This is a genomic window from Neobacillus sp. PS3-34 (assembly GCF_030915465.1).
Classification (GTDB): domain Bacteria; phylum Bacillota; class Bacilli; order Bacillales; family Cytobacillaceae; genus Neobacillus_A.
The window spans coordinates 2,195,001-2,217,163 of sequence record NZ_CP133267.1; the positions used below are offsets into that span (position 1 = coordinate 2,195,001).

Consider the following 22,163-nt stretch of genomic DNA (forward strand, 5'->3'; position numbering starts at 1 on the left):
TTCACCGCGGCATGCTGATCCGCGATTACTAGCGATTCCGGCTTCATGCAGGCGAGTTGCAGCCTGCAATCCGAACTGAGAATGGTTTTATGGGATTGGCTCAACCTCGCGGTTTTGCAGCCCTTTGTACCATCCATTGTAGCACGTGTGTAGCCCAGGTCATAAGGGGCATGATGATTTGACGTCATCCCCACCTTCCTCCGGTTTGTCACCGGCAGTCACCTTAGAGTGCCCAACTGAATGCTGGCAACTAAGATCAAGGGTTGCGCTCGTTGCGGGACTTAACCCAACATCTCACGACACGAGCTGACGACAACCATGCACCACCTGTCACTCTGTCCCCCGAAGGGGAACGTCCTGTCTCCAGGATTGTCAGAGGATGTCAAGACCTGGTAAGGTTCTTCGCGTTGCTTCGAATTAAACCACATGCTCCACCGCTTGTGCGGGCCCCGTCAATTCCTTTGAGTTTCAGCCTTGCGGCCGTACTCCCCAGGCGGAGTGCTTAATGCGTTAGCTGCAGCACTAAAGGGCGGAAACCCTCTAACACTTAGCACTCATCGTTTACGGCGTGGACTACCAGGGTATCTAATCCTGTTTGCTCCCCACGCTTTCGCGCCTCAGCGTCAGTTACAGACCAGAAAGTCGCCTTCGCCACTGGTGTTCCTCCACATCTCTACGCATTTCACCGCTACACGTGGAATTCCACTTTCCTCTTCTGTACTCAAGTCCCCCAGTTTCCAATGACCCTCCACGGTTGAGCCGTGGGCTTTCACATCAGACTTAAAGGACCGCCTGCGCGCGCTTTACGCCCAATAATTCCGGACAACGCTTGCCACCTACGTATTACCGCGGCTGCTGGCACGTAGTTAGCCGTGGCTTTCTGGTTAGGTACCGTCAAGGTACCGGCAGTTACTCCGATACTTGTTCTTCCCTAACAACAGAGCTTTACGACCCGAAGGCCTTCATCGCTCACGCGGCGTTGCTCCGTCAGACTTTCGTCCATTGCGGAAGATTCCCTACTGCTGCCTCCCGTAGGAGTCTGGCCGTGTCTCAGTCCCAGTGTGGCCGATCACCCTCTCAGGTCGGCTACGCATCGTCGCCTTGGTGAGCCGTTACCTCACCAACTAGCTAATGCGCCGCGGGCCATCTGTAAGTGACAGCCGAAACCGTCTTTCAGCTTTCCCTCATGAGAGGAAAAGGATTATCCGGTATTAGCTCCGGTTTCCCGAAGTTATCCCAGTCTTACAGGCAGGTTGCCCACGTGTTACTCACCCGTCCGCCGCTGATCACCGAAGTGATCCGCTCGACTTGCATGTATTAGGCACGCCGCCAGCGTTCGTCCTGAGCCAGGATCAAACTCTCCAATAAAGAGTGAGTGATTAGCTCATAAAGTTACGTTGGCAAATTCCGACGATCAAGATCGTCTTCATTTGGTCTTGCTTGTTTTGTTGACATTTTTGTTTGTTTAGTTTTCAAAGAGCAATTTAGTTAGCCGCTCAGAAGCGACTTTCTTATATTAACAACATTTAAAACCACTGTCAATATATTTTTTGGTGGAGCCTAGCGGGATCGAACCGCTGACCTCCTGCGTGCAAAGCAGGCGCTCTCCCAGCTGAGCTAAGGCCCCATATGAATCTAAAGTAATAATGGTCGGGAAGACAGGATTCGAACCTGCGACCCCTTGGTCCCAAACCAAGTGCTCTACCAAGCTGAGCTACTTCCCGTAAATATGGCGCGCCCGAAAGGAGTCGAACCCATAACCTTCTGATCCGTAGTCAGACGCTCTATCCAATTGAGCTACGGGCGCATATAAAATTAAATGGTGCCGAGGACCGGAATCGAACCGGTACGGTAGTCACCTACCGCAGGATTTTAAGTCCTGTGCGTCTGCCAGTTCCGCCACCCCGGCATTTCTGGAGCGGAAGACGGGATTCGAACCCGCGACCCCCACCTTGGCAAGGTGGTGTTCTACCACTGAACTACTTCCGCAAACAATATGGTGCGGGTGAAGGGAGTCGAACCCCCACGCCTTGCGGCGCCAGATCCTAAGTCTGGTGCGTCTGCCAATTCCGCCACACCCGCATATTGAATTAAATGGTGAGCCATGAAGGACTCGAACCTTCGACCCTCTGATTAAAAGTCAGATGCTCTACCAACTGAGCTAATGGCTCGAATAATATTATTTCCTACAATAAGGAAATGTCAGATGTTCCGCTTACCTCTTTTCAAGACGTAAGCTCCACAACTCGGAGCAGCACCATGATGTTCAGCTCGTTGCTCTACCAACTGAGCTAATGGCTCGTCCAAAGTGGTGCCGGCAAGAGGACTTGAACCCCCAACCTACTGATTACAAGTCAGTTGCTCTACCAATTGAGCTACACCGGCACAGTATAAAAAATATGGTGGAGGATGACGGGATCGAACCGCCGACCCTCTGCTTGTAAGGCAGATGCTCTCCCAGCTGAGCTAATCCTCCGTGGTAACAGCCTGGCAACGTCCTACTCTCACAGAGACAAAGTCCCAACTACCATCGGCGCTGAGAAGCTTAACTTCCGTGTTCGGTATGGGAACGGGTGTCGCCTTCTCGCCATTATTACCAGACTATTTGGTTTGAGGTTTGTTCCCTCAAAACTAGATAATGTAAGAAGAAGAAGTAAGTCGAGTTCGCTTTGTCATAAATGACTTGGTTAAGTCCTCGATCGATTAGTATCAGTCAGCTCCACACGTCGCCGCGCTTCCACCTCTGACCTATCAACCTGATCATCTTTCAGGGATCTTACTAGCTTGCGCTATGGGAAATCTCATCTTGAGGGGGGCTTCATGCTTAGATGCTTTCAGCACTTATCCCGTCCGCACATAGCTACCCAGCGATGCCTTTGGCAAGACAACTGGTACACCAGCGGTGCGTCCATCCCGGTCCTCTCGTACTAAGGACAGCTCCTCTCAAATTTCCTGCGCCCACGACGGATAGGGACCGAACTGTCTCACGACGTTCTGAACCCAGCTCGCGTACCGCTTTAATGGGCGAACAGCCCAACCCTTGGGACCGACTACAGCCCCAGGATGCGATGAGCCGACATCGAGGTGCCAAACCTCCCCGTCGATGTGGACTCTTGGGGGAGATAAGCCTGTTATCCCCGGGGTAGCTTTTATCCGTTGAGCGATGGCCCTTCCATGCGGAACCACCGGATCACTAAGCCCGACTTTCGTCCCTGCTCGACTTGTAGGTCTCGCAGTCAAGCTCCCTTGTGCCTTTACACTCTGCGAATGATTTCCAACCATTCTGAGGGAACCTTTGGGCGCCTCCGTTACTTTTTAGGAGGCGACCGCCCCAGTCAAACTGCCCACCTGACACTGTCTCCCACCCCGATAAGGGGTGCGGGTTAGAATTTCAATACAGCCAGGGTAGTATCCCACCGACGCCTCCACCGAAGCTGGCGCTCCGGTTTCTCAGGCTCCTACCTATCCTGTACAAGCTGTACCAAAATTCAATATCAGGCTGCAGTAAAGCTCCACGGGGTCTTTCCGTCCTGTCGCGGGTAACCTGCATCTTCACAGGTACTATAATTTCACCGAGTCTCTCGTTGAGACAGTGCCCAGATCGTTACGCCTTTCGTGCGGGTCGGAACTTACCCGACAAGGAATTTCGCTACCTTAGGACCGTTATAGTTACGGCCGCTGTTTACTGGGGCTTCGATTCAGAGCTTCGCTTGCGCTAACCCCTCCTCTTAACCTTCCAGCACCGGGCAGGCGTCAGCCCCTATACTTCGCCTTGCGGCTTCGCAGAGACCTGTGTTTTTGCTAAACAGTCGCCTGTGCGTATTCACTGCGGCTCTTCGAGGCTATGAACCCCAAAGAGCACCCCTTCTCCCGAAGTTACGGGGTCATTTTGCCGAGTTCCTTAACGAGAGTTCTCTCGCTCACCTTAGGATTCTCTCCTCGCCTACCTGTGTCGGTTTGCGGTACGGGCACCATTTATCTCGCTAGAGGCTTTTCTTGGCAGTGTGGAATCAGGAACTTCGGTACTAAATTTCCCTCGCCGTCACAGCTCAGCCTTCACGCCAGTGGGATTTGCCTCACTGACAGCCTAACTGCTTGGACGCGCATATCCAACAGCGCGCTTACCCTATCCTCCTGCGTCCCCCCATTGCTCAAACGATAAAAAGGTGGTACAGGAATATCAACCTGTTGTCCATCGCCTACGCCTTTCGGCCTCGGCTTAGGTCCCGACTAACCCTGAGCGGACGAGCCTTCCTCAGGAAACCTTAGGCATTCGGTGGACGGGATTCTCACCCGTCTTTCGCTACTCATACCGGCATTCTCACTTCTAAGCGCTCCACCAGTCCTTACGGTCTAGCTTCAACGCCCTTAGAACGCTCTCCTACCACGGACACCATACGGTGTCCATCCACAGCTTCGGTGATACGTTTAGCCCCGGTACATTTTCGGCGCAGAGTCATTCGACCAGTGAGCTATTACGCACTCTTTAAATGGTGGCTGCTTCTAAGCCAACATCCTGGTTGTCTAAACAACTCCACATCCTTTTCCACTTAACGTATACTTTGGGACCTTAGCTGGTGGTCTGGGCTGTTTCCCTTTTGACTACGGATCTTATCACTCGCAGTCTGACTCCCACGGATAAGTCTTTGGCATTCGGAGTTTGTCTGAATTCGGTAACCCGATGAGGGCCCAGTCCAAACAGTGCTCTACCTCCAAGACTCTCACTACGTGAGGCTAGCCCTAAAGCTATTTCGGAGAGAACCAGCTATCTCCAGGTTCGATTGGAATTTCTCCGCTACCCACACCTCATCCCCGCACTTTTCAACGTGCGTGGGTTGGGCCTCCAGTAGGTGTTACCCTACCTTCACCCTGGACATGGGTAGATCACCTGGTTTCGGGTCTACGACCACATACTCAATCGCCCTATTCAGACTCGCTTTCGCTGCGGCTCCGTCTTCTCAACTTAACCTTGCATGTAATCGTAACTCGCCGGTTCATTCTACAAAAGGCACGCCATTACCCATTAACGGGCTCTGACTACTTGTAGGCACACGGTTTCAGGATCTCTTTCACTCCCCTTCCGGGGTGCTTTTCACCTTTCCCTCACGGTACTGGTTCACTATCGGTCACTAGGGAGTATTTAGCCTTGGGAGATGGTCCTCCCTGCTTCCGACCGGATTTCACGTGTCCCGCCATACTCAGGATCCACTCAGGAGGGAACGAAGTTTCAACTACAGGGTTTTTACCTTCTATGACGGACCTTTCCAGGTCGCTTCATCTACCCCGTTCCTTTGTAACTCCATGTTGAGTGTCCTACAACCCCAAGAGGCAAGCCTCTTGGTTTGGGCTATGTCCCGTTTCGCTCGCCGCTACTCAGGGAATCGCGTTTGCTTTCTCTTCCTCCGGGTACTTAGATGTTTCAGTTCCCCGGGTATGCCTTCAATACCCTATGTATTCAGGTAAAGATACTGTTCCATTACGAACAGCGGGTTTCCCCATTCGGAAATCTCCGGATCAAAGCTTACTTACAGCTCCCCGAAGCATATCGGTGTTAGTCCCGTCCTTCATCGGCTCCTAGTGCCAAGGCATCCACCGTGCGCCCTTTCTAACTTAACCTAAAAGGTTTTTTTCTCTTACTAATAAGAGAGAAAACTAAAATGGCGATTACTCGGTTCTTACTTGGTTTTCTTCTTTACGATTATCTAGTTTTCAAGGAACAAGGCTACTGATTTTAATCACAGCGTGATTAAGCATCAGAGCATTACTTCTTGCTGCCTTGCGACGAGCTGAAGAATACTTCTTCGAACTACTGTGGCGCAGGAGCAAAAAAATAAGTTCTGAGGAATTGCTCCCTCAAAACTAAACAAACAAAAAGTGGTCAACACTGTAATGTCCATAAGGACAGTTTCCTTAGAAAGGAGGTGATCCAGCCGCACCTTCCGATACGGCTACCTTGTTACGACTTCACCCCAATCATCTGTCCCACCTTAGGCGGCTGGCTCCTTGCGGTTACCCCACCGACTTCGGGTGTTACAAACTCTCGTGGTGTGACGGGCGGTGTGTACAAGGCCGGGAACGTATTCACCGCGGCATGCTGATCCGCGATTACTAGCGATTCCGGCTTCATGCAGGCGAGTTGCAGCCTGCAATCCGAACTGAGAATGGTTTTATGGGATTGGCTCAACCTCGCGGTTTTGCAGCCCTTTGTACCATCCATTGTAGCACGTGTGTAGCCCAGGTCATAAGGGGCATGATGATTTGACGTCATCCCCACCTTCCTCCGGTTTGTCACCGGCAGTCACCTTAGAGTGCCCAACTGAATGCTGGCAACTAAGATCAAGGGTTGCGCTCGTTGCGGGACTTAACCCAACATCTCACGACACGAGCTGACGACAACCATGCACCACCTGTCACTCTGTCCCCCGAAGGGGAACGTCCTGTCTCCAGGATTGTCAGAGGATGTCAAGACCTGGTAAGGTTCTTCGCGTTGCTTCGAATTAAACCACATGCTCCACCGCTTGTGCGGGCCCCGTCAATTCCTTTGAGTTTCAGCCTTGCGGCCGTACTCCCCAGGCGGAGTGCTTAATGCGTTAGCTGCAGCACTAAAGGGCGGAAACCCTCTAACACTTAGCACTCATCGTTTACGGCGTGGACTACCAGGGTATCTAATCCTGTTTGCTCCCCACGCTTTCGCGCCTCAGCGTCAGTTACAGACCAGAAAGTCGCCTTCGCCACTGGTGTTCCTCCACATCTCTACGCATTTCACCGCTACACGTGGAATTCCACTTTCCTCTTCTGTACTCAAGTCCCCCAGTTTCCAATGACCCTCCACGGTTGAGCCGTGGGCTTTCACATCAGACTTAAAGGACCGCCTGCGCGCGCTTTACGCCCAATAATTCCGGACAACGCTTGCCACCTACGTATTACCGCGGCTGCTGGCACGTAGTTAGCCGTGGCTTTCTGGTTAGGTACCGTCAAGGTACCGGCAGTTACTCCGATACTTGTTCTTCCCTAACAACAGAGCTTTACGACCCGAAGGCCTTCATCGCTCACGCGGCGTTGCTCCGTCAGACTTTCGTCCATTGCGGAAGATTCCCTACTGCTGCCTCCCGTAGGAGTCTGGCCGTGTCTCAGTCCCAGTGTGCGCCGATCACCCTCTCAGGTCGGCTACGCATCGTCGCCTTGGTGAGCCGTTACCTCACCAACTAGCTAATGCGCCGCGGGCCCATCTGTAAGTGACAGCCGAAACCGTCTTTCAGCTTTTCCTCATGAGAGGAAAAGGATTATCCGGTATTAGCTCCGGTTTCCCGAAGTTATCCCAGTCTTACAGGCAGGTTGCCCACGTGTTACTCACCCGTCCGCCGCTGATCACCGAAGTGATCCGCTCGACTTGCATGTATTAGGCACGCCGCCAGCGTTCGTCCTGAGCCAGGATCAAACTCTCCAATAAAGAGTGAGTGATTAGCTCATAAAGTTACGTTGGCAAATTCCGACGATCAAGATCGTCTTCATTTGGTCTTGCTTGTTTTGTTGACATTTTTGTTTGTTTAGTTTTCAAAGAGCAATTTGTTTAATGAGACAACTTTTATATCTTATCATCTCTAGTTATTTAAGTCAATAACTTTTTTCAATTTCTTTTTCGCTTGCTTGCTGTCTTGCAGCAACAGATAATAATATATCATCTTTATTTTTATGTGGCAATAGCTTTTTTATATTTTTATTCAAGAAAAATAAAGAACTAATATTCTAATATTTCAACCTCATTAGTCAATTCAAAGGTCTCTCTTTTTAGACCATGAAATAAAAATGAAGTGCCGCCGAAGCAGCACTTCAAATATAAATTAACGATGTCTCATTAATGGGAATAACAGTACGTCACGAATGGATGGTGAGTTTGTAAGCAGCATCACCAGACGGTCGATACCAATTCCAAGACCTCCTGTTGGAGGCATACCGTATTCTAAAGCCTCGATGAAATCATCGTCCATCATATGGGCTTCATCATTACCTTCTTCACGTTCTTTAAGCTGTGCTTCAAAACGCTCTCTTTGGTCAATTGGATCATTGAGTTCCGTAAATGCATTTGCATGCTCACGCGCAACGATAAATAGTTCGAAGCGGTCCGTGAATCGTGGATCCTCATCGTTTTTCTTAGCAAGCGGTGAAATTTCAACTGGATGGCCAAAAATAAACGTTGGCTGGATGAGCTTCTCTTCAACCTTTTGCTCAAAGAACTCATTAACGATATGACCATAAAGCATAGTGTCCTTAATTTCAACGCCATGTTCCTTTGCAAGTGCACGCGCTTCTTCAACACTAGTTTCTTTCCAGAAATCGACGCCGGTATATTCCTTGATCGCATCAACCATATGGAGTCTCTTCCATTCTGGCTTTAAATCAATCTCATATTCACCGTATTGGACAGTAGTTGTTCCGAGGACTTCTTGTGCAATATGTGCAACTAGATTCTCAGTCAAGGACATGATATCACGGTAGTCCGCATACGCTTCATATAATTCGATCATTGTAAATTCCGGATTATGGCGGGTTGAAACACCTTCATTACGGAATACGCGGCCTATTTCATATACTTTTTCAAGTCCGCCTACGATTAAACGCTTCAAATGAAGCTCGATGGCAATCCTCATATATAATTGCATATCCAACGCATTATGATGTGTAATGAACGGACGGGCGGATGCTCCTCCAGCTATGGAATGCATCATTGGCGTCTCCACCTCAAGATATCCGTGGTTGTCCAGATAACGGCGCATTTCACGAATGATACGGCTGCGGGTTACAAACGTGTTCCTGCTCTCTTCACTCATGATTAAATCGAGGTAACGCTGGCGATAGCGCTGTTCCACGTCTTTAAGGCCATGGAATTTATCAGGAAGCGGGCGCAGGCCTTGGTTAAGAATTCAAACTCCTGAACCTTAACAGACAATTCGCCTACCTTTGTTTTAAAGAGTGTACCTTTTACACCTGCAATGTCACCGAGATCAGCAGAATCAAAGATTCCATACTGCTCTTCGCCAACTGCATCCTGTCGTACATAGATTTGAATTTGGCCGCTAAGGTCCTGTATATTGGCGAAGCCCGCTTTTCCTTTTCCGCGCTTAGTCATAATACGGCCGGCAAGGACGACAGAAACTTCTTTAGCGTCAAGCTCTTCTTTCTCAATCTCTCCGTATTTTTCAATCAGGCTCTTTGTATCATCAGAACGGTCATAGCGTTTACCAAAAGGATCAAGTCCTTTTTCACGCATAGAGGACATCTTTTCCCGTCTAACTCTTAATTGGTCATTTAATTCTTCGCTCACGCCTATCAACTCCAATTTAAATATCATAATATGTAAAACGCAAAACATCCTGCGAGAAGACTTTGTACATATCTTATTATTTTACACAATTTTGCGGATTCAGACATCAAAAAAATGCTAATAGAATAAAAACTGCCAGTTTATCCACTGGCAGTCTATCTTTTAACAAACGTATTATAGAAAATGAAGAATTGAATGTCAATTTTTAGACAACAGCAGCTTCATTTCTTTCTTTCTCTTCCACATCAAGCACAAGAGCAGTTAATAGGGTAACAAGGTCATTACGAGTGTTGCATTCATTTATCTCATTGCGGACCTTTGCATTGCCGCGGATTCCTTTTAAGTACCAAGCGGCATGCTTGCGCATTTCCCGGACCGCAACGTATTCATTTTTCAAGGCAATCAGGCGATCCAAATGAAGAATGCACACATCAATTTTTTCACGCACAGAAGGTTCACCTGTCAGTTCACCGGTTTGCAGGTATTTAACTGTGCTATAGATCATCCATGGATTCCCCAGCGCCGCGCGGCCAATCATAACGCCGTCACAGCCAGTTTCCTCCAGCATTCTTTTTGCATCCTGAGGAGTTTGGACGTCACCATTACCAATAAGCGGTATGTTAAGTGACTGCTTCACTTCACGTATAATATCCCAGTTTGCTGTTCCCTCATACATTTGGACGCGCGTCCGGCCGTGCAGTGCTACTGCCTTACCCCCAGCACGTTCAACAGCCTGGGCATTTTTCACTGCGTAAATATGGTCTTCGTCCCAGCCCATGCGCATCTTAACTGTAACCGGCTTTTCAACCGCAGCGGTAACAGCAGAGACCATTTCATAAATTTTATTTGGATCAAGAAGCCACTTTGCCCCTGCATCGCATTTTGTAATCTTCGGCACAGGGCAGCCCATGTTGATATCGATGATGTCAGCATTCGTATTTTTATCAACAAACTGAGCAGCTTCGACAAGAGTTTCTCTTACGCCACCGAAGATTTGCAGACTAAGCGGTTTTTCCCGCTCATCAATATAAAGCATATTCATCGTTTTTTCATTTTTAAAAACGATCCCTTTATCGCTGACCATTTCAGCGCAAACCAATCCTGCACCGAACTCTTTAACCGTTAAACGGAATGCAGAGTTGCAGACACCGGCCATCGGCGCCAGAACAACCTGGTTTTTCATTTCAATATCGCCAATTTTCAACATAAACTATTCCTCCTGATCTATGTTGTCCTTCTATATAATTATTCCTCGGGAGGAGTTAATTCTTCTAAACTCACCTGTAAAAAATGGGCAATCTGTTGGACCAATTCCGGACCCGGCATACGGTTCCCTCTTTCAATTTCTCCTAAAATAGAGACCGAAACCCCAAGTTCCTTCGAAAAACTTTCCTGCGTATAACCTTTTAGCTTTCGGTAAGCTCGAATACGCCTTCCCCATTTTTCCGCTTCCATATTCGGACTCCTTCTTTATCAGGTATTTGATCAAGATAGAACTGAAGAGGTTTTTCCAATGTCGGTATGCTGTTGCCTCCCCCTATCTCTATGAGGGGAATTGCAACAAAGGCCCGATCTAACATCCTAGGATGTGGAATAATAAGCTTCTCTGTTTCAATATTTTCTTGGTTATACAGAAGAATGTCAAGGTCTATTGTTCTGGGGCCCATTTCATTTCCCTTTTTCTCCCAAGATCCAATTCTATCGCAAGGCAGGTATCAAGGAGCGAAAGTGGGTCCATCCCTGTTTTGACCTTAATTACCATATTTAAAAATAAATCCTGATCCTCATAGCCAACCGGATCTGTTTCATAAATCGAAGAACAATTTACCAATTGGATCCTCGGGTGGGCATCTAGCCTCTGCACAGCCTTTTTCAGGTATTCATTACGGTCTCCGATATTTGATCCGAGAGCAATAAATGCTATGTTATCCACTTTTATCGTCTCCTTGTCATTTCAACTGCTACGGATTGATAATGGCCAGGGATGGGAGGGTCCGGTTTGATGACTTTAACCGTGACTTCCTCAATCATGCCAAACGCATCCAAAAGCTCAGCAGCTATTTTTTCAGCAACCGCTTCGACAAGCTTAAAAGGCTGGCCTTCCACCACCTCTTTGCAAATCCTATATAGCTCGGCATAGTTAACCGAATGCTCTAAATCATCCGTTTCTCCCGCTTTTTTTAAATCGAGCATTACGGTAAGATCGACAGTGAATCTTTGCCCGAGCCTGGTTTCTTCCGGGAATACTCCGTGATAGCCATAGAAATCCATCTTATTTACAAATATTTTATCCATGGGCTTCTCCCTTCCCCATTAGGGCATCCATCATTTTCGCCATTCTTGCCATTTCCTTTACATCATGTATCCGGACAATCTGGCACCCCTTCTGAATTCCATAACAGACGGTCGCACCTGTTCCTTCCATCCGCTCGGCTACTGGCAGATTAAGCGCATGGCCAATCATTGTTTTTCTGGATGTGCCCAGCAGTACAGGATAACCGATGGACACAAGCTTGTCCAAATCATTCATCATTTCAATATTTTCTTTATAATCCTTCGCAAAACCTATGCCCGGATCGAGGATAATATTTTCATCCCTGACTCCAGCTTCCTTCACTATTCTGATACTATCGTATAGGTCATTCATGACATCCCGGAAAAACAAGCCATACTCACGGTCGTTGCGGTTATGCATGAGTACAATTGGCACATCAAGGTCGGCCGCAACCTTTCCCATATCAGGGTCTGCTTTTGCTCCCCAAATATCATTTATGATATGGGCTCCGGCTTTGATGGCCTCGCGGGCAACCTCGGCTTTATACGTATCGATCGAAATAGGCACACTGACCTGTTTGGAAATAGCCTTTATAATCGGGAGGACACGTTCAAGTTCTTCCTCCACCGAAACAGATTCATGCCCAGGACGGGTAGATTCTCCACCAATATCGATTATATCCGCTCCGTTTTCAATCATCTCTCTTGCATGTTGGACGGCTGCTTCTATCGCATTAAACCTGCCCCCATCAGAAAAGGAGTCCGGGGTAGCGTTTAAAATCCCCATAATAAGTGTCTTTTTTCCGTAATCAAGTGTGTACGGCCGCATTGGATCTTATTTCCTTCTGCTCTTCCCATGTAGCATCCTCCATTTTAAAGGTTCATTCTGCTATAAAGAAACCTGCAATATGTTTGATATTTTTTATGCAAAGAGCATGCAATAGCCCCTTTTTTTCCCGGCATTTCCACATCTGCAAAACAGGTAACTGCCACAATTTCCTGTATAGAGTTAGTAAGAAAAATTTCGTCAGCATCTGAGGCATCTTCAGGAGTATAGAGTCCTTCTTCTACAGTTAATCCCTGTTTTTTTGCCAGCTGCATCACGAACCTCCTTGTAATCCCGTCCAAAATTCCTGTTTCCAGTCCGGGTGTGTAGAGGGTTTGTTTTTTAAGCCAAAAAAGATTTGAGACTATCCCTTCAGCCAAAAAACCTTCTTTTGTAAGAAATACGCCTTCCACCCCCGTGGCACCACCCAGCTCACGGTAAGCAAGCAGATTGTTCAGATAATGATGGGATTTCAGCCTCTCCAGTCCCTCAGGAGTGTTTCGATTCAAGGATAAAATGATCGAAGCCTTTTCCTGCAATTCCACCCCATCCGGAAGAGGCTTCGAAAAAACAATTACAGTGGGCTTTGTATATGGTGCCGCCTGTAGACCAATTTCACCTGGCCAGCGGACACATTAAAACGAATATATGCATTTTTATAGCCATTTGCTTCCAAGAGGGAAAGGACAACCCTCTCCACTTCCTCTCGTGTAAAGCTCCGGTCAATTGCCAGGGTCTGAAGGCCATGGTTTAGGCGCTCCAGATGATCATCAAGCAAAAAACAATGGCCATCATAAACCCTGAAAGTCTCGAATAGCCCTGCACCGTATAAAAAGCCATGATCAAACGGGGATATGGCCGCTTCTTCCTTTTTTATTATTTTACCATTTAAGCTGACATACATCTCCACATCAACCTCGATTTAAACGAAATGTATTGCTGTAGTGGGCAATAAAATTTGCAAGCAGCTGCTTCCCCGGCTTGGTCAATATTGATTCAGGGTGAAATTGAACCCCTTCAATCGGCAATGACTTATGCCTGATCGCCATGATTTCCTCTTCCTCTGTCCAGGCAGAGATTTCAAAGCAATCGGGCAATGTTTCCTTTTTCACTATGAGTGAATGGTATCTCGCAGCGGGGAAGGGATGTTCCACCTCCTCAAAAATGGTGCGTCCATCATGATAGATTTCAGAGGTTTTGCCGTGCATCAACCGCTTTGCCTGCACTACATCCCCATTAAAGGTCTGGGCAATCGCCTGATGGCCAAGGCATACACCAAAAATAGGCACCTTTCCTGCAAAATAGCTGATAGCTTTTAAACTGATCCCTGATTCGTCAGGGCTGCAGGGACCCGGAGATATCATTAAGAAATCAGGTCGGGCAAGCTCTATTTCTTCAAGAGTGGTTTCGTCATTGCGTTTAATGATTAATTCCTCGCCCAACTCGCCGAGATATTGAACCAGATTGTATGTAAATGAATCATAATTATCGATCATATAAATCATTTTCTTCACCCATCTCCGCCAATTCTTTCGCTTTCCAAAGAGCCCTCGCCTTTTTTAATGATTCCAGGTACTCATGCTTTGGATTTGAATCAATGACAATTCCCGCGCCGGCCTGTACATGGGCTTGCCGTTTTGGACCAGCATAGTCCTAATCATAATATTAAGCTCAAGGTCTCCGTTATACCCGATCCATCCAAGCGATCCTGTATAGGCCTTGTCTTGATGGCTCCAGTTCTTCAATGATTTCCATTGTTCTTACTTTAGGAGTGCCGGTTATCGTCCCCCCTGGAAAGACGGCATCCACTAAATCATAGCCATCCATGTGCGGAGCTATCTCCCCTCTGACATTTGAAACAATATGCATAACATGCGAGTATTTTTCAATGACCATAAATTCATTTACTTCTACCGTGCCATATTTACACACCCTGCCGAGGTCATTTCTCTCCAAATCGACGAGCATGACGTGTTCAGCGCGTTCTTTTTCATTTTCGATCAGTTCCTTCGCAAGGCTTTCATCCTCAACAGCATTCTTGCCACGCGACCTCGTCCCTGCAATCGGCCTCGTGCTGACTTCACTGCCTTGTTTTTTTACCAATAATTCCGGTGAGCCACTTACGAGCTGAAATTCAGGCGTGTGAAAGTAGCCCATATATGGCGAGGGATTAAAGCCCCGCAGCTGTTCATAAACTGCTATGGCAGGGACATCGATTGGCTTTGTCTGCCTTACGGAAAGGTTCACCTGAAAAACATCCCCCTCGGATATGTATGATTGAACTTTTTCTACTGCCGCCATGAATTCCTTTTCCTGAATGGATACTTCCTTTTCATCCCGGCTCAGATGATCTTTAAAAGGGGCGAAATCATCCCCCGCTTCACCTTCCCAAAGCAATGTCCAGGTCTCCGCTTTAGCTTCTGTTTGCTCTAACTCACTTTTATCATAAATAAAATTAAGCTGCAGAGCCTCCTCCTGGTGATCAAACACAAACCATTCATTGTAAACGAAAAAATAAACGTCAGGGATTTGCAGTTCATCCTTGGCCAGCTCTGGCAGACGCTCGATGTTCCGTGCATAATCATAGCTGATAAAGCCGATGGCACCGCCTTCAAAGCAAGGATGGCCCGCCTCATCTTCTACTTCCATTTCGCCTAAATAATCTCTTAGCAGATGCAAAGGATTCCCTTGCAGCCCCATGGTTGTACCATTTTTTATTATTTCGAGCTGATTGTCCTTTCCGACGGCAATTGCATCAGGCTGAAACCCCGCGATGCTGTACCGTCCACCCCGCCGCTTTCAAGCAATACATGATGGGTAAACTGCTCCGAAAGGCTTTTATAGTGTGCAAAGAATTGATCAGCTGTAAAAGGAATTTTCTTTTTAAAAATATACTTTTTCTCCAAGGAATTCACCCCTAAATGGTTCTCCTTCCATCATACAAGAAATTGACACTGTTTTCATAATAAATAAAGAGGCATCAACCTAAGTCGATGCCTCAAAACCATTATTCAGTTTCAAACTGGTAAAGCGGTGTGCTTAAGTAACGCTCTCCGTTACTTGGAAGAATGGCAAGGACTTTCTTTCCTTTGCCAAGCTCTTTGGCCACCTTTAAGGCCGCATAGATGGCAGCACCAGAAGAAACGCCTCCTAGGATGCCCTCTTCTTTAGCCGCACGGCGGGCATATTCATATGCCTGGTCGTTTTCAACCTGGATAATTTCGTCATAAACTTTCGTATCCAGAACATCCGGTACAAATCCCGCCCCGATTCCCTGAATTTTATGAGGACCTGGTTTACCGCCGGAAAGCACTGCAGAATCCTTTGGCTCTACTGCGTAAATCTTGATATCAGGATTAGACTCCCGTAACACCTGGCCTGCACCAGTTATCGTACCTCCCGTACCAATTCCGGCAATAAAGGCATCAAGCTGTCCGCCCATCTGCTCGACAATTTCCTTTCCGGTTGTCTTGCGGTGGATTTCAGGGTTTGCTTCATTCTTGAATTGCTGCGGCATATAATAACCGTTCTCTGCTGACAGTTCCTCCGCCTTGCGGATTGCCCCATTCATCCCCTCGGCACCAGGCGTTAACACAAGGTCTGCGCCATAGGCGCGAAGAAGGTTGCGGCGCTCCATGCTCATTGTATCTGGCATAACAAGAATCGCTTTATATCCCTTTGCCGCTGCAATCATCGCAAGGCCGATACCTGTATTTCCACTTGTTGGCTCTATAATCGTATCTCCAGCTTTCAGTTCGCCTTTTTCTTCTGCAGCTTCAATCATCGCCAACGCAATGCGGTCCTTTACGCTGCTGCCAGGATTCATGTATTCCAATTTAAGATAAACTTCTGCACTATTTTCTTCTGCCAACCTGTTTAATTTAACAATTGGTGTTTGGCCGACTAGTTCTGCCACTGAATTCGCAACCCGTACCATTGACGTCACTCCTTAATCCGAGTATTTTAATTGGTTTTATTAAAATTTACCAATTAACTAGTTGTTTTGTCAATCTATTTGCCTATTTTTCACAAAAGATTCAGACTATAGACCAACCAAATAGAATGAGGTGATCCGACCCTTTTAAACCATATTCAAATCGTGCTTAAAAAAGAAACAGCATAGAAATTTTCTTTCCATGCCGTCAATCTTCTTTTTTATTCCCATAAAACCAATCCACTTTTGCTTCATCCCAAAAGGTTCTTGCAGAGGCGGGTGATTTCATTTGTTCCAACGCAATTTGGCGCCTGATTTGATCCTTTATTTCATTAAACGAATAGCTTTGACCTTTGACTTTTTCCAAAAGCATAATAATTGCGTAGCCATCATCGACTTTAAACGGTTTGCTCCATTTTCCTTTTTTCAGGGTTTTTGCGACTTCAAGATATTCGGACGGATAACGCTCATCTTCTTCATTCAGGAATCCTATATCTCCGCCCTGGTTGGCTGAAAATTCATCGATCGAACGCTCCATTGCCAAAGCTCGAAAGCTTGAGCCCCCGGATAATTCTTTCTCGGCTTTTTTAGCTTCTTCTTTTGTTTTTACAATTATGTGCGATAAATGATAGGAATCAGGAATATTAAATAAGTCTTTATTCCTCTCATAGTAACTCTTCATTTCTTTTTCAGAAACGACAACATCTTTTGTTAAGATATCCTCAAGCATTAAACTGTACTTGATTTGTTCTTTCCAATTAATTCGGTCTGCAGGCTTTCGATTCGAACTGTACATCATTTGGTTCATTTTTAGTTCACGGTCAATTTCTTCCTCAGGGATTTCTATTTTATATTTCTTCCCTATATGGGCGATCACTTTCTGGTTAACCATATCCCTTAGAACTTCTTGCCCGTATCTTTTTTCGAGTTCAGACAGCCATGCCTGCCTTGATATTGTTTCTTCCCCTATTGTAGCCACCGTTTCGTTGCTGCCTGCCCCGTTTGCACTCTTAGTCTTGGATAAGAAAATAGCAGCCGTCAGGCAATTCAGTAAAATGAGTCCGGCGATTACAAGCCACAGCTGCTTTGCCTTCACCTTCTCTTCCCCCATTAAGACCGTTTATTTTGCTTCTCCCTCAAGTCCTTCTAACTCTTCTTTTGAATAATGATATTTTTCATTACAAAAATGGCAATGCGCCTCTGCCATGCCGTCCTCTTCAATCATATCACGGATTTCTTTAGATCCAAGGCTGATAATAGCTCCAGCAAATCTTTCCTTGGAACAATTACATTCAAATTTCACCGGCATTTTTTCTAGGACATTTACGTTCTCTTGCCGAATAATTCTTCTAATATTTCCTCTGGAGTTAACCCCTTCTCTATTAACCTTGAAATAGGCGGGATTGTTTTTAAGCGTTCTTCTATTTTTGTAATTGTTTCATCTTCTGTGCCTGGCATCAGCTGAAAAATAAAACCGCCCGCTGCAAGGATTGAATCATCCGGATTAACCAGTATTCCGACACCTACAGACGAAGGCACTTGTTCCGAGGTAACAAAATAATAGGTAAAGTCTTCTCCTAATTCACCTGAGACAATCGGTACCTGTCCTGTAAAAAAATCTCTAAGCCCGATATCCTTAACCACTGAAAGGTACCCGTCTGTACCTACTGCACGGCGGACATCAAGCTTTCCATACTCGTTTGATTCAAAATCCACCTGTGGATTGGAAACATAGCCGCGAACTTCGCCCTTGGCGTTACTGTCAACCATAATGGCACCGATTGGCCGCCGCCCTCTATTTTAATCGTTAGTTTCTCTTCGCCCTTCATCATTGCACCCATCATAAGACCAGCTGTCATGGCACGCCCTAACGCTGCCGAAGCTGTACGCCAGGTTTGATGGCGACGCTGTGCTTCTGAAATGGTTTCTGTGCTGCGAACTGCATATGCTCGTACTTGCCCGCCATACGCGAGTGCTTTTACAAGATAATCATTCATGTCAAAACTCCTTTCTAGATGTTATTCTTTAGCGTGTCCACATTTCGTTTATAGATTAACTGCAGTCCCTTTAAAGTTAAAAAAGGATCGACAATATCAATAATATTGGACTCCTGTGCAATTAAGTTCGATAGCCCGCCAGTCGCAATGACAGTCGGCTGCTGGGCACTCTGGTCCATCATGCGCTTTACAATACCTTCAACCTGTCCTACATATCCATATAGTATGCCTGCTTGCATGGCGGCAACAGTGTTTTTTCCCACTACACCGTCTGGGCGTGCGATTTCAATTCTTGGCAATTTTGCCGCTTTAGAATACAGGGCTTCAGTTGAAATATTTATTCCGGGAGCAATTGCCCCACCCATATATTGTCCCTTTTCATTAACATAACAGTAGGTTGTAGCTGTTCCAAAATCGACAATAATCAGCGGGCTTCCGTATTCGTGAATAGCTGCGACAGCATTGACGATTCTGTCGGCGCCGACTTCTCTTGGATTTTCATATTTAATATCCAGTCCGGTCTTGATTCCCTGCCGACTACTAGCGGTTTGACATGGAAGTATTTCTGGCACATTCTTTCGAGCGCGAACATGATTGGCGGAACAACGGAAGATATGATAATTCCATCAATTTCTTTAAATGAAAGTTCAGCATGGTCGAATAACATTTTGACAATCATGCCGTATTCATCCTCGGTCCGGTTCCGGTTCGTTTCGATGCGCCAATGATGCTTTAATTCTTCACCTTTATATACACCTAAAACAATGTTTGTATTACCAACATCAAAAACAAAAATCAACATTATCACCACTTCATTGAAATTCATTCTTTACACTTCAAACATCATATCACAACTAATGGCAGACGGGAAAGAAAAGCGGAAACCCTTTGCCCTGCACATTAGAAAAACTAGGCATCCACCAAGTTCTTAGGTGAATGCCTTAGTTTTTCTTATCACGCTCGTGAATGCCACGTCCTGTGGCACTCGCCTGACTAGGACATCCATGTCCGTCGTGCTAATCAGAATTTATGGATATAAATTCTGATTAGCAAAAAAGAGCGCCTCAGCAATTGAGGCACTCTTATTACTTTTTATACATTTCTGTCCGGGTCTGAGTCGTCTGCAGTAAGAATATCAGAAGGACGGTTCTCGTTTATCGCAAGATCCTCATCCTCTTTTTTAGACGTGATGTTTACCTTCACGTCATCCGCTTTCTTTAACTCAAGCGATTTTTTATAGTCAGCTGAAGAACGGTCAGGAAGTACTCCATTATCAACCAAATGCTTGATTTGTTCTGCATCCAAAGTTTCCACTTCAAGAAGTGTAGTTGCGATAAGATCAAGCTTCTCGCGATTTTCTGTAAGAATCTTTCTTGCTCTTTCATAAGACTCTTTGATAATACGCTGGATTTCAAGGTCGATTTCATATGCAATCGCATCTGAATAGTTCTGCTCATTATTGATATCGCGTCCAAGGAATACCTGACCTTGTGCCTGGCCAAACTGCATCGGACCAAGCTTATCACTCATACCATACTCAGTAACCATCTTCCTTGCTATACCGGTTGCTCGCTGGAAGTCATTATGTGCACCTGTGCTGACTTCACCGAATACGATTTCTTCAGCAACACGCCCGCCTAGCAGTCCAACAATTTTGTCGAGCAATTCAGGCTTGGTCATAAAGTAACGGTCTTCCCTAGGGAGCATGACAGCATAACCGCCTGCCTGGCCGCGGGGAACGATTGTTACCTTGTGCACCATATCAGCTTCATCAAGAACAAGCCCGATAACAGTATGGCCTGCTTCGTGGAAAGCCACAATGTTTCGTTCTTTTTTGGAAATGACCTTGCTCTTCTTAGCCGGCCTGCAATGACGCGGTCCGTTGCTTCATCAAGGTCTTCAATCTCAATCTTTTTCTTATTCTGACGAGCTGCCACTAGAGCCGCTTCATTCAATAAGTTTTCTAAATCGGCACCAGAGAATCCTGGCGTCCGCATCGCAATATTTTTTAGGTTTACAGATTCATCTAGAGGCTTGTTGCGCGCATGTACCTGAAGGACTGCTTCACGTCCTTTAACATCCGGACGGTCAACCGTAATCTGACGGTCAAAACGGCCTGGACGCAATAACGCAGGGTCAAGAATATCCGGACGGTTTGTTGCCGCCACAATGATAATGCCTTCGTTAGCTCCGAATCCATCCATTTCCACAAGAAGCTGGTTCAGGGTTTGTTCACGCTCATCGTGTCCGCCGCCTAAGCCGGCACCACGCTGGCGTCCAACCGCATCAATTTCATCGATGAAAATGATACAAGGAGCATTTTTCTTTGCTGTTTCGAATAAATCGCGCACACGGGATGCACCAACACCAACGAACATCTCAACAAAGTCAGAACCGCTTATCGAGAAGAACGGAACGCCGGCTTCACCTGCTACAGCACGGGCAAGAAGTGTTTTACCGGTCCCTGGAGGTCCTACGAGCAGGACACCTTTCGGAATACGGGCGCCAAGTTCAGCAAACTTGCGCGGATCCTTTAAGAATTCTACTACTTCCACCAATTCCTGCTTTTCCTCATCAGCACCGGCTACATCTTTAAAACGAACCTTTTTCTTGTCTTCGTTATAAAGCTTCGCTTTGCTTTTACCAAAATTCATGACTCGGCTGCCGCCGCCCTGAGCCTGGTTCAATAAGAAGAAGAACAGAATAAAGATAATCACGAAAGGAATAATCGATGTAAAGAAAGTTACCCACCCACTCGTTTCCTTCGCAGGCAAAACATCCACTGTTGTTTTAGGGACTGCCTTTTCAATCCTGTCTAACATCTTTTCGTTACTCGGCATATAAGTTAAAAAATATTTATCCTTTGCATAACTATTAAGCTGCCCACGGACTTCGTAAACCCCCCGTTCAGGCTGAAGGGAAACGGATCTAACATTACCTTTTTCAATTTCTGAAACAAACGTACTATAGGAAATGTTTTTTGTTGGCTGATTGCTGCCATTAAAAAAACTGACCACGCCAATTATGACTAAAAATATTAATAAATAAAAGATGGTATTGCGGAAAATCCTATTCATCCCTTACCTCCTCCCACCGTCAACAAACTATATTAAATAGTATCATAGAAAATCATGCCAATTCAAGGAATTACACTTGTACAAAACTGTTTGGAAACACATTATACAAGTTTGTCGCTTAATTATTATTCGTGTATACCTCAGGTTTTAAAACACCAATATATGGGAGGTTCCGGTACTTTTCAATATAATCAAGCCCATAACCAACCACAAATTCGTCAGGGACGATAAAACCGACATAGTCTGCTTGAATATCGCTTTTTCTTCCTGTTGGTTTGTCCAGCAGGGTCACGATCTTTATTGATTTTGCTTTACGATACTTAAACAGGTCGACAAGGTAGCTTAATGTTAAGCCGCTGTCAATAATGTCTTCGATAATCAGCAGGTCTCTTCCTTCAACAGATGTGTTGAGATCCTTCAATATTTTAACCTCACCTGATGAAACTGTTGAATGTCCGTAACTGGAAACATCCATAAAATCCATTTCAAGATAGCAATCCATGCGCTTGATCAGGTCAGACATAAAAGGCATAGCTCCCTTTAAAACGCCAATCGTCAGCGGGAAGCGGTCTTTGTACTCTTCTGTAAGCTGTCCGCCTAATTCTTTAATTTTCGCCTGTATTTCTTCTTCCGAAATTAATACCTTTTCAATATCATCTTTCATCATTGTATGTGCCCCCTAGAAGATCTTCACTTTTATAAGTAAGTACTATATAACTTTCCTCGTCTTTAT

10 protein-coding genes, 9 tRNA genes, 4 rRNA genes and 6 pseudogenes (1 of these 29 only partly in view) are annotated in these 22,163 nt (G+C 46.1%); all 29 read right to left on the reverse strand.

From position 1 onward, the window contains the following. A 16S ribosomal RNA gene (locus RCG23_RS11360) occupies nucleotides 1-1,368 on the reverse strand (it extends 166 nt beyond the left edge of the window). A gap of 183 nt (nucleotides 1,369-1,551) precedes the next feature. Further along, nucleotides 1,552-1,627, reverse strand: a tRNA-Ala gene (locus RCG23_RS11365). Nucleotides 1,628-1,647: 20 nt separating this feature from the next. After that, nucleotides 1,648-1,724: transfer RNA gene (locus RCG23_RS11370), tRNA-Pro, on the reverse strand. 6 nt (nucleotides 1,725-1,730) lie between these two features. Further along, nucleotides 1,731-1,807, reverse strand: a tRNA-Arg gene (locus RCG23_RS11375). 13 nt (nucleotides 1,808-1,820) lie between these two features. Further along, a tRNA-Leu gene (locus tag RCG23_RS11380) sits at nucleotides 1,821-1,909 on the reverse strand. A 5-nt stretch (nucleotides 1,910-1,914) separates the two neighbouring features. Further along, nucleotides 1,915-1,989 (reverse strand) — tRNA-Gly (locus RCG23_RS11385). Between the two features lie 8 nt (nucleotides 1,990-1,997). After that, a tRNA-Leu gene (locus RCG23_RS11390) sits at nucleotides 1,998-2,082 on the reverse strand. 13 nt (nucleotides 2,083-2,095) lie between these two features. Continuing rightward, nucleotides 2,096-2,171, reverse strand: a tRNA-Lys gene (locus RCG23_RS11395). 138 nt (nucleotides 2,172-2,309) lie between these two features. After that, nucleotides 2,310-2,385: transfer RNA gene (locus RCG23_RS11400), tRNA-Thr, on the reverse strand. Nucleotides 2,386-2,400: 15 nt separating this feature from the next. Next, a tRNA-Val gene (locus RCG23_RS11405) sits at nucleotides 2,401-2,476 on the reverse strand. A gap of 9 nt (nucleotides 2,477-2,485) precedes the next feature. Further along, a 5S ribosomal RNA gene (rrf, locus tag RCG23_RS11410) occupies nucleotides 2,486-2,601 on the reverse strand. Nucleotides 2,602-2,683: 82 nt separating this feature from the next. Then, nucleotides 2,684-5,616: ribosomal RNA gene (locus tag RCG23_RS11415) — 23S ribosomal RNA — on the reverse strand. Nucleotides 5,617-5,914: 298 nt separating this feature from the next. Continuing rightward, a 16S ribosomal RNA gene (locus tag RCG23_RS11420) occupies nucleotides 5,915-7,450 on the reverse strand. The 16S, 23S and 5S rRNA genes sit together here with 9 tRNA genes alongside, the layout of an rRNA operon. 391 nt (nucleotides 7,451-7,841) lie before the next feature. Further along, nucleotides 7,842-9,349 (reverse strand): annotated as a pseudogene (gene lysS, locus RCG23_RS11425) (lysine--tRNA ligase). Between the two features lie 178 nt (nucleotides 9,350-9,527). Next, nucleotides 9,528-10,529 (reverse strand): tRNA dihydrouridine synthase DusB, encoded by a 1,002-nt coding sequence (gene dusB, locus RCG23_RS11430; protein ID WP_308179769.1) that lies wholly within the window; start codon nucleotides 10,527-10,529, stop codon nucleotides 9,528-9,530. A 38-nt stretch (nucleotides 10,530-10,567) separates the two neighbouring features. Further along, nucleotides 10,568-10,777: a helix-turn-helix domain-containing protein gene (locus RCG23_RS11435; RefSeq protein WP_308179770.1), complete on the reverse strand. Its 210-nt coding sequence runs from the start codon at nucleotides 10,775-10,777 to the stop codon at nucleotides 10,568-10,570. After that, nucleotides 10,729-11,255: pseudogene (gene folK / locus RCG23_RS11440) on the reverse strand (2-amino-4-hydroxy-6-hydroxymethyldihydropteridine diphosphokinase). The gene RCG23_RS11435 and the pseudogene folK overlap by 49 nt, the downstream one beginning before the upstream one ends. A 2-nt stretch (nucleotides 11,256-11,257) precedes the next feature. Further along, entirely contained in the window at nucleotides 11,258-11,617 is a 360-nt protein-coding gene (gene folB, locus RCG23_RS11445) for a dihydroneopterin aldolase (RefSeq protein ID WP_308179771.1), read from the reverse strand. Continuing rightward, nucleotides 11,610-12,425 carry a dihydropteroate synthase gene (gene folP / locus RCG23_RS11450; protein WP_308179772.1) on the reverse strand — a complete coding sequence of 272 codons (816 nt, stop codon included), beginning with the start codon at nucleotides 12,423-12,425 and terminating at the stop codon, nucleotides 11,610-11,612. Before folP ends, folB begins: the two co-directional genes overlap by 8 nt. A 44-nt stretch (nucleotides 12,426-12,469) precedes the next feature. Further along, a pseudogene (gene pabC, locus RCG23_RS11455) lies at nucleotides 12,470-13,326 on the reverse strand (aminodeoxychorismate lyase). A gap of 7 nt (nucleotides 13,327-13,333) precedes the next feature. After that, a complete protein-coding gene (gene pabA / locus RCG23_RS11460; protein ID WP_308180039.1) occupies nucleotides 13,334-13,927 on the reverse strand; it encodes an aminodeoxychorismate/anthranilate synthase component II in 594 nt (197 codons plus the stop codon). Continuing rightward, a pseudogene (locus tag RCG23_RS11465) lies at nucleotides 13,908-15,328 on the reverse strand (anthranilate synthase component I family protein). Before RCG23_RS11465 ends, pabA begins: the two are co-directional and overlap by 20 nt. A gap of 101 nt (nucleotides 15,329-15,429) precedes the next feature. Then, nucleotides 15,430-16,359: a cysteine synthase A gene (gene cysK, locus RCG23_RS11470; protein ID WP_308179773.1), complete on the reverse strand. Its 930-nt coding sequence runs from the start codon at nucleotides 16,357-16,359 to the stop codon at nucleotides 15,430-15,432. 205 nt (nucleotides 16,360-16,564) lie between these two features. Further along, nucleotides 16,565-17,452, reverse strand: a complete 888-nt coding sequence (locus RCG23_RS11475; RefSeq protein WP_308179774.1) for a peptidyl-prolyl cis-trans isomerase — start codon at nucleotides 17,450-17,452, stop codon at nucleotides 16,565-16,567. A gap of 24 nt (nucleotides 17,453-17,476) precedes the next feature. After that, a pseudogene (gene hslO, locus RCG23_RS11480) lies at nucleotides 17,477-18,353 on the reverse strand (Hsp33 family molecular chaperone HslO). Nucleotides 18,354-18,367: 14 nt separating this feature from the next. Next, a pseudogene (locus tag RCG23_RS11485) lies at nucleotides 18,368-19,152 on the reverse strand (type III pantothenate kinase). 293 nt (nucleotides 19,153-19,445) lie between these two features. Beyond that, nucleotides 19,446-20,171, reverse strand: coding sequence for an ATP-dependent metallopeptidase FtsH/Yme1/Tma family protein (locus tag RCG23_RS25975; protein ID WP_374049824.1), 726 nt, complete (start codon nucleotides 20,169-20,171; stop codon nucleotides 19,446-19,448). After that, on the reverse strand, nucleotides 20,099-21,430 hold the full coding sequence (gene ftsH, locus RCG23_RS11490; RefSeq protein ID WP_374049825.1) for an ATP-dependent zinc metalloprotease FtsH: 1,332 nt from the start codon (nucleotides 21,428-21,430) through the stop codon (nucleotides 20,099-20,101). Before ftsH ends, RCG23_RS25975 begins: the two co-directional genes overlap by 73 nt. 118 nt (nucleotides 21,431-21,548) lie before the next feature. Next, a complete protein-coding gene (gene hpt, locus RCG23_RS11495; RefSeq protein WP_308179775.1) occupies nucleotides 21,549-22,097 on the reverse strand; it encodes a hypoxanthine phosphoribosyltransferase in 549 nt (182 codons plus the stop codon). Nucleotides 22,098-22,163: the final 66 nt, after the last annotated feature.

Coding starts and splice junctions, on each gene's coding strand:
- dusB (WP_308179769.1), bottom strand. CDS start 10,529: ATGTTGAAAATTGGCGATATTGAAATGAAAAACCAGGTTGTTCTGGCG.
- RCG23_RS11435 (WP_308179770.1), bottom strand. CDS start 10,777: ATGGAAGCGGAAAAATGGGGAAGGCGTATTCGAGCTTACCGAAAGCTA.
- folB (WP_308179771.1), bottom strand. CDS start 11,617: ATGGATAAAATATTTGTAAATAAGATGGATTTCTATGGCTATCACGGA.
- folP (WP_308179772.1), bottom strand. CDS start 12,425: ATGCGGCCGTACACACTTGATTACGGAAAAAAGACACTTATTATGGGG.
- pabA (WP_308180039.1), bottom strand. CDS start 13,927: ATGATTTATATGATCGATAATTATGATTCATTTACATACAATCTGGTT.
- cysK (WP_308179773.1), bottom strand. CDS start 16,359: ATGGTACGGGTTGCGAATTCAGTGGCAGAACTAGTCGGCCAAACACCA.
- ftsH (WP_374049825.1), bottom strand. CDS start 21,430: ATGAATAGGATTTTCCGCAATACCATCTTTTATTTATTAATATTTTTA.
- hpt (WP_308179775.1), bottom strand. CDS start 22,097: ATGATGAAAGATGATATTGAAAAGGTATTAATTTCGGAAGAAGAAATA.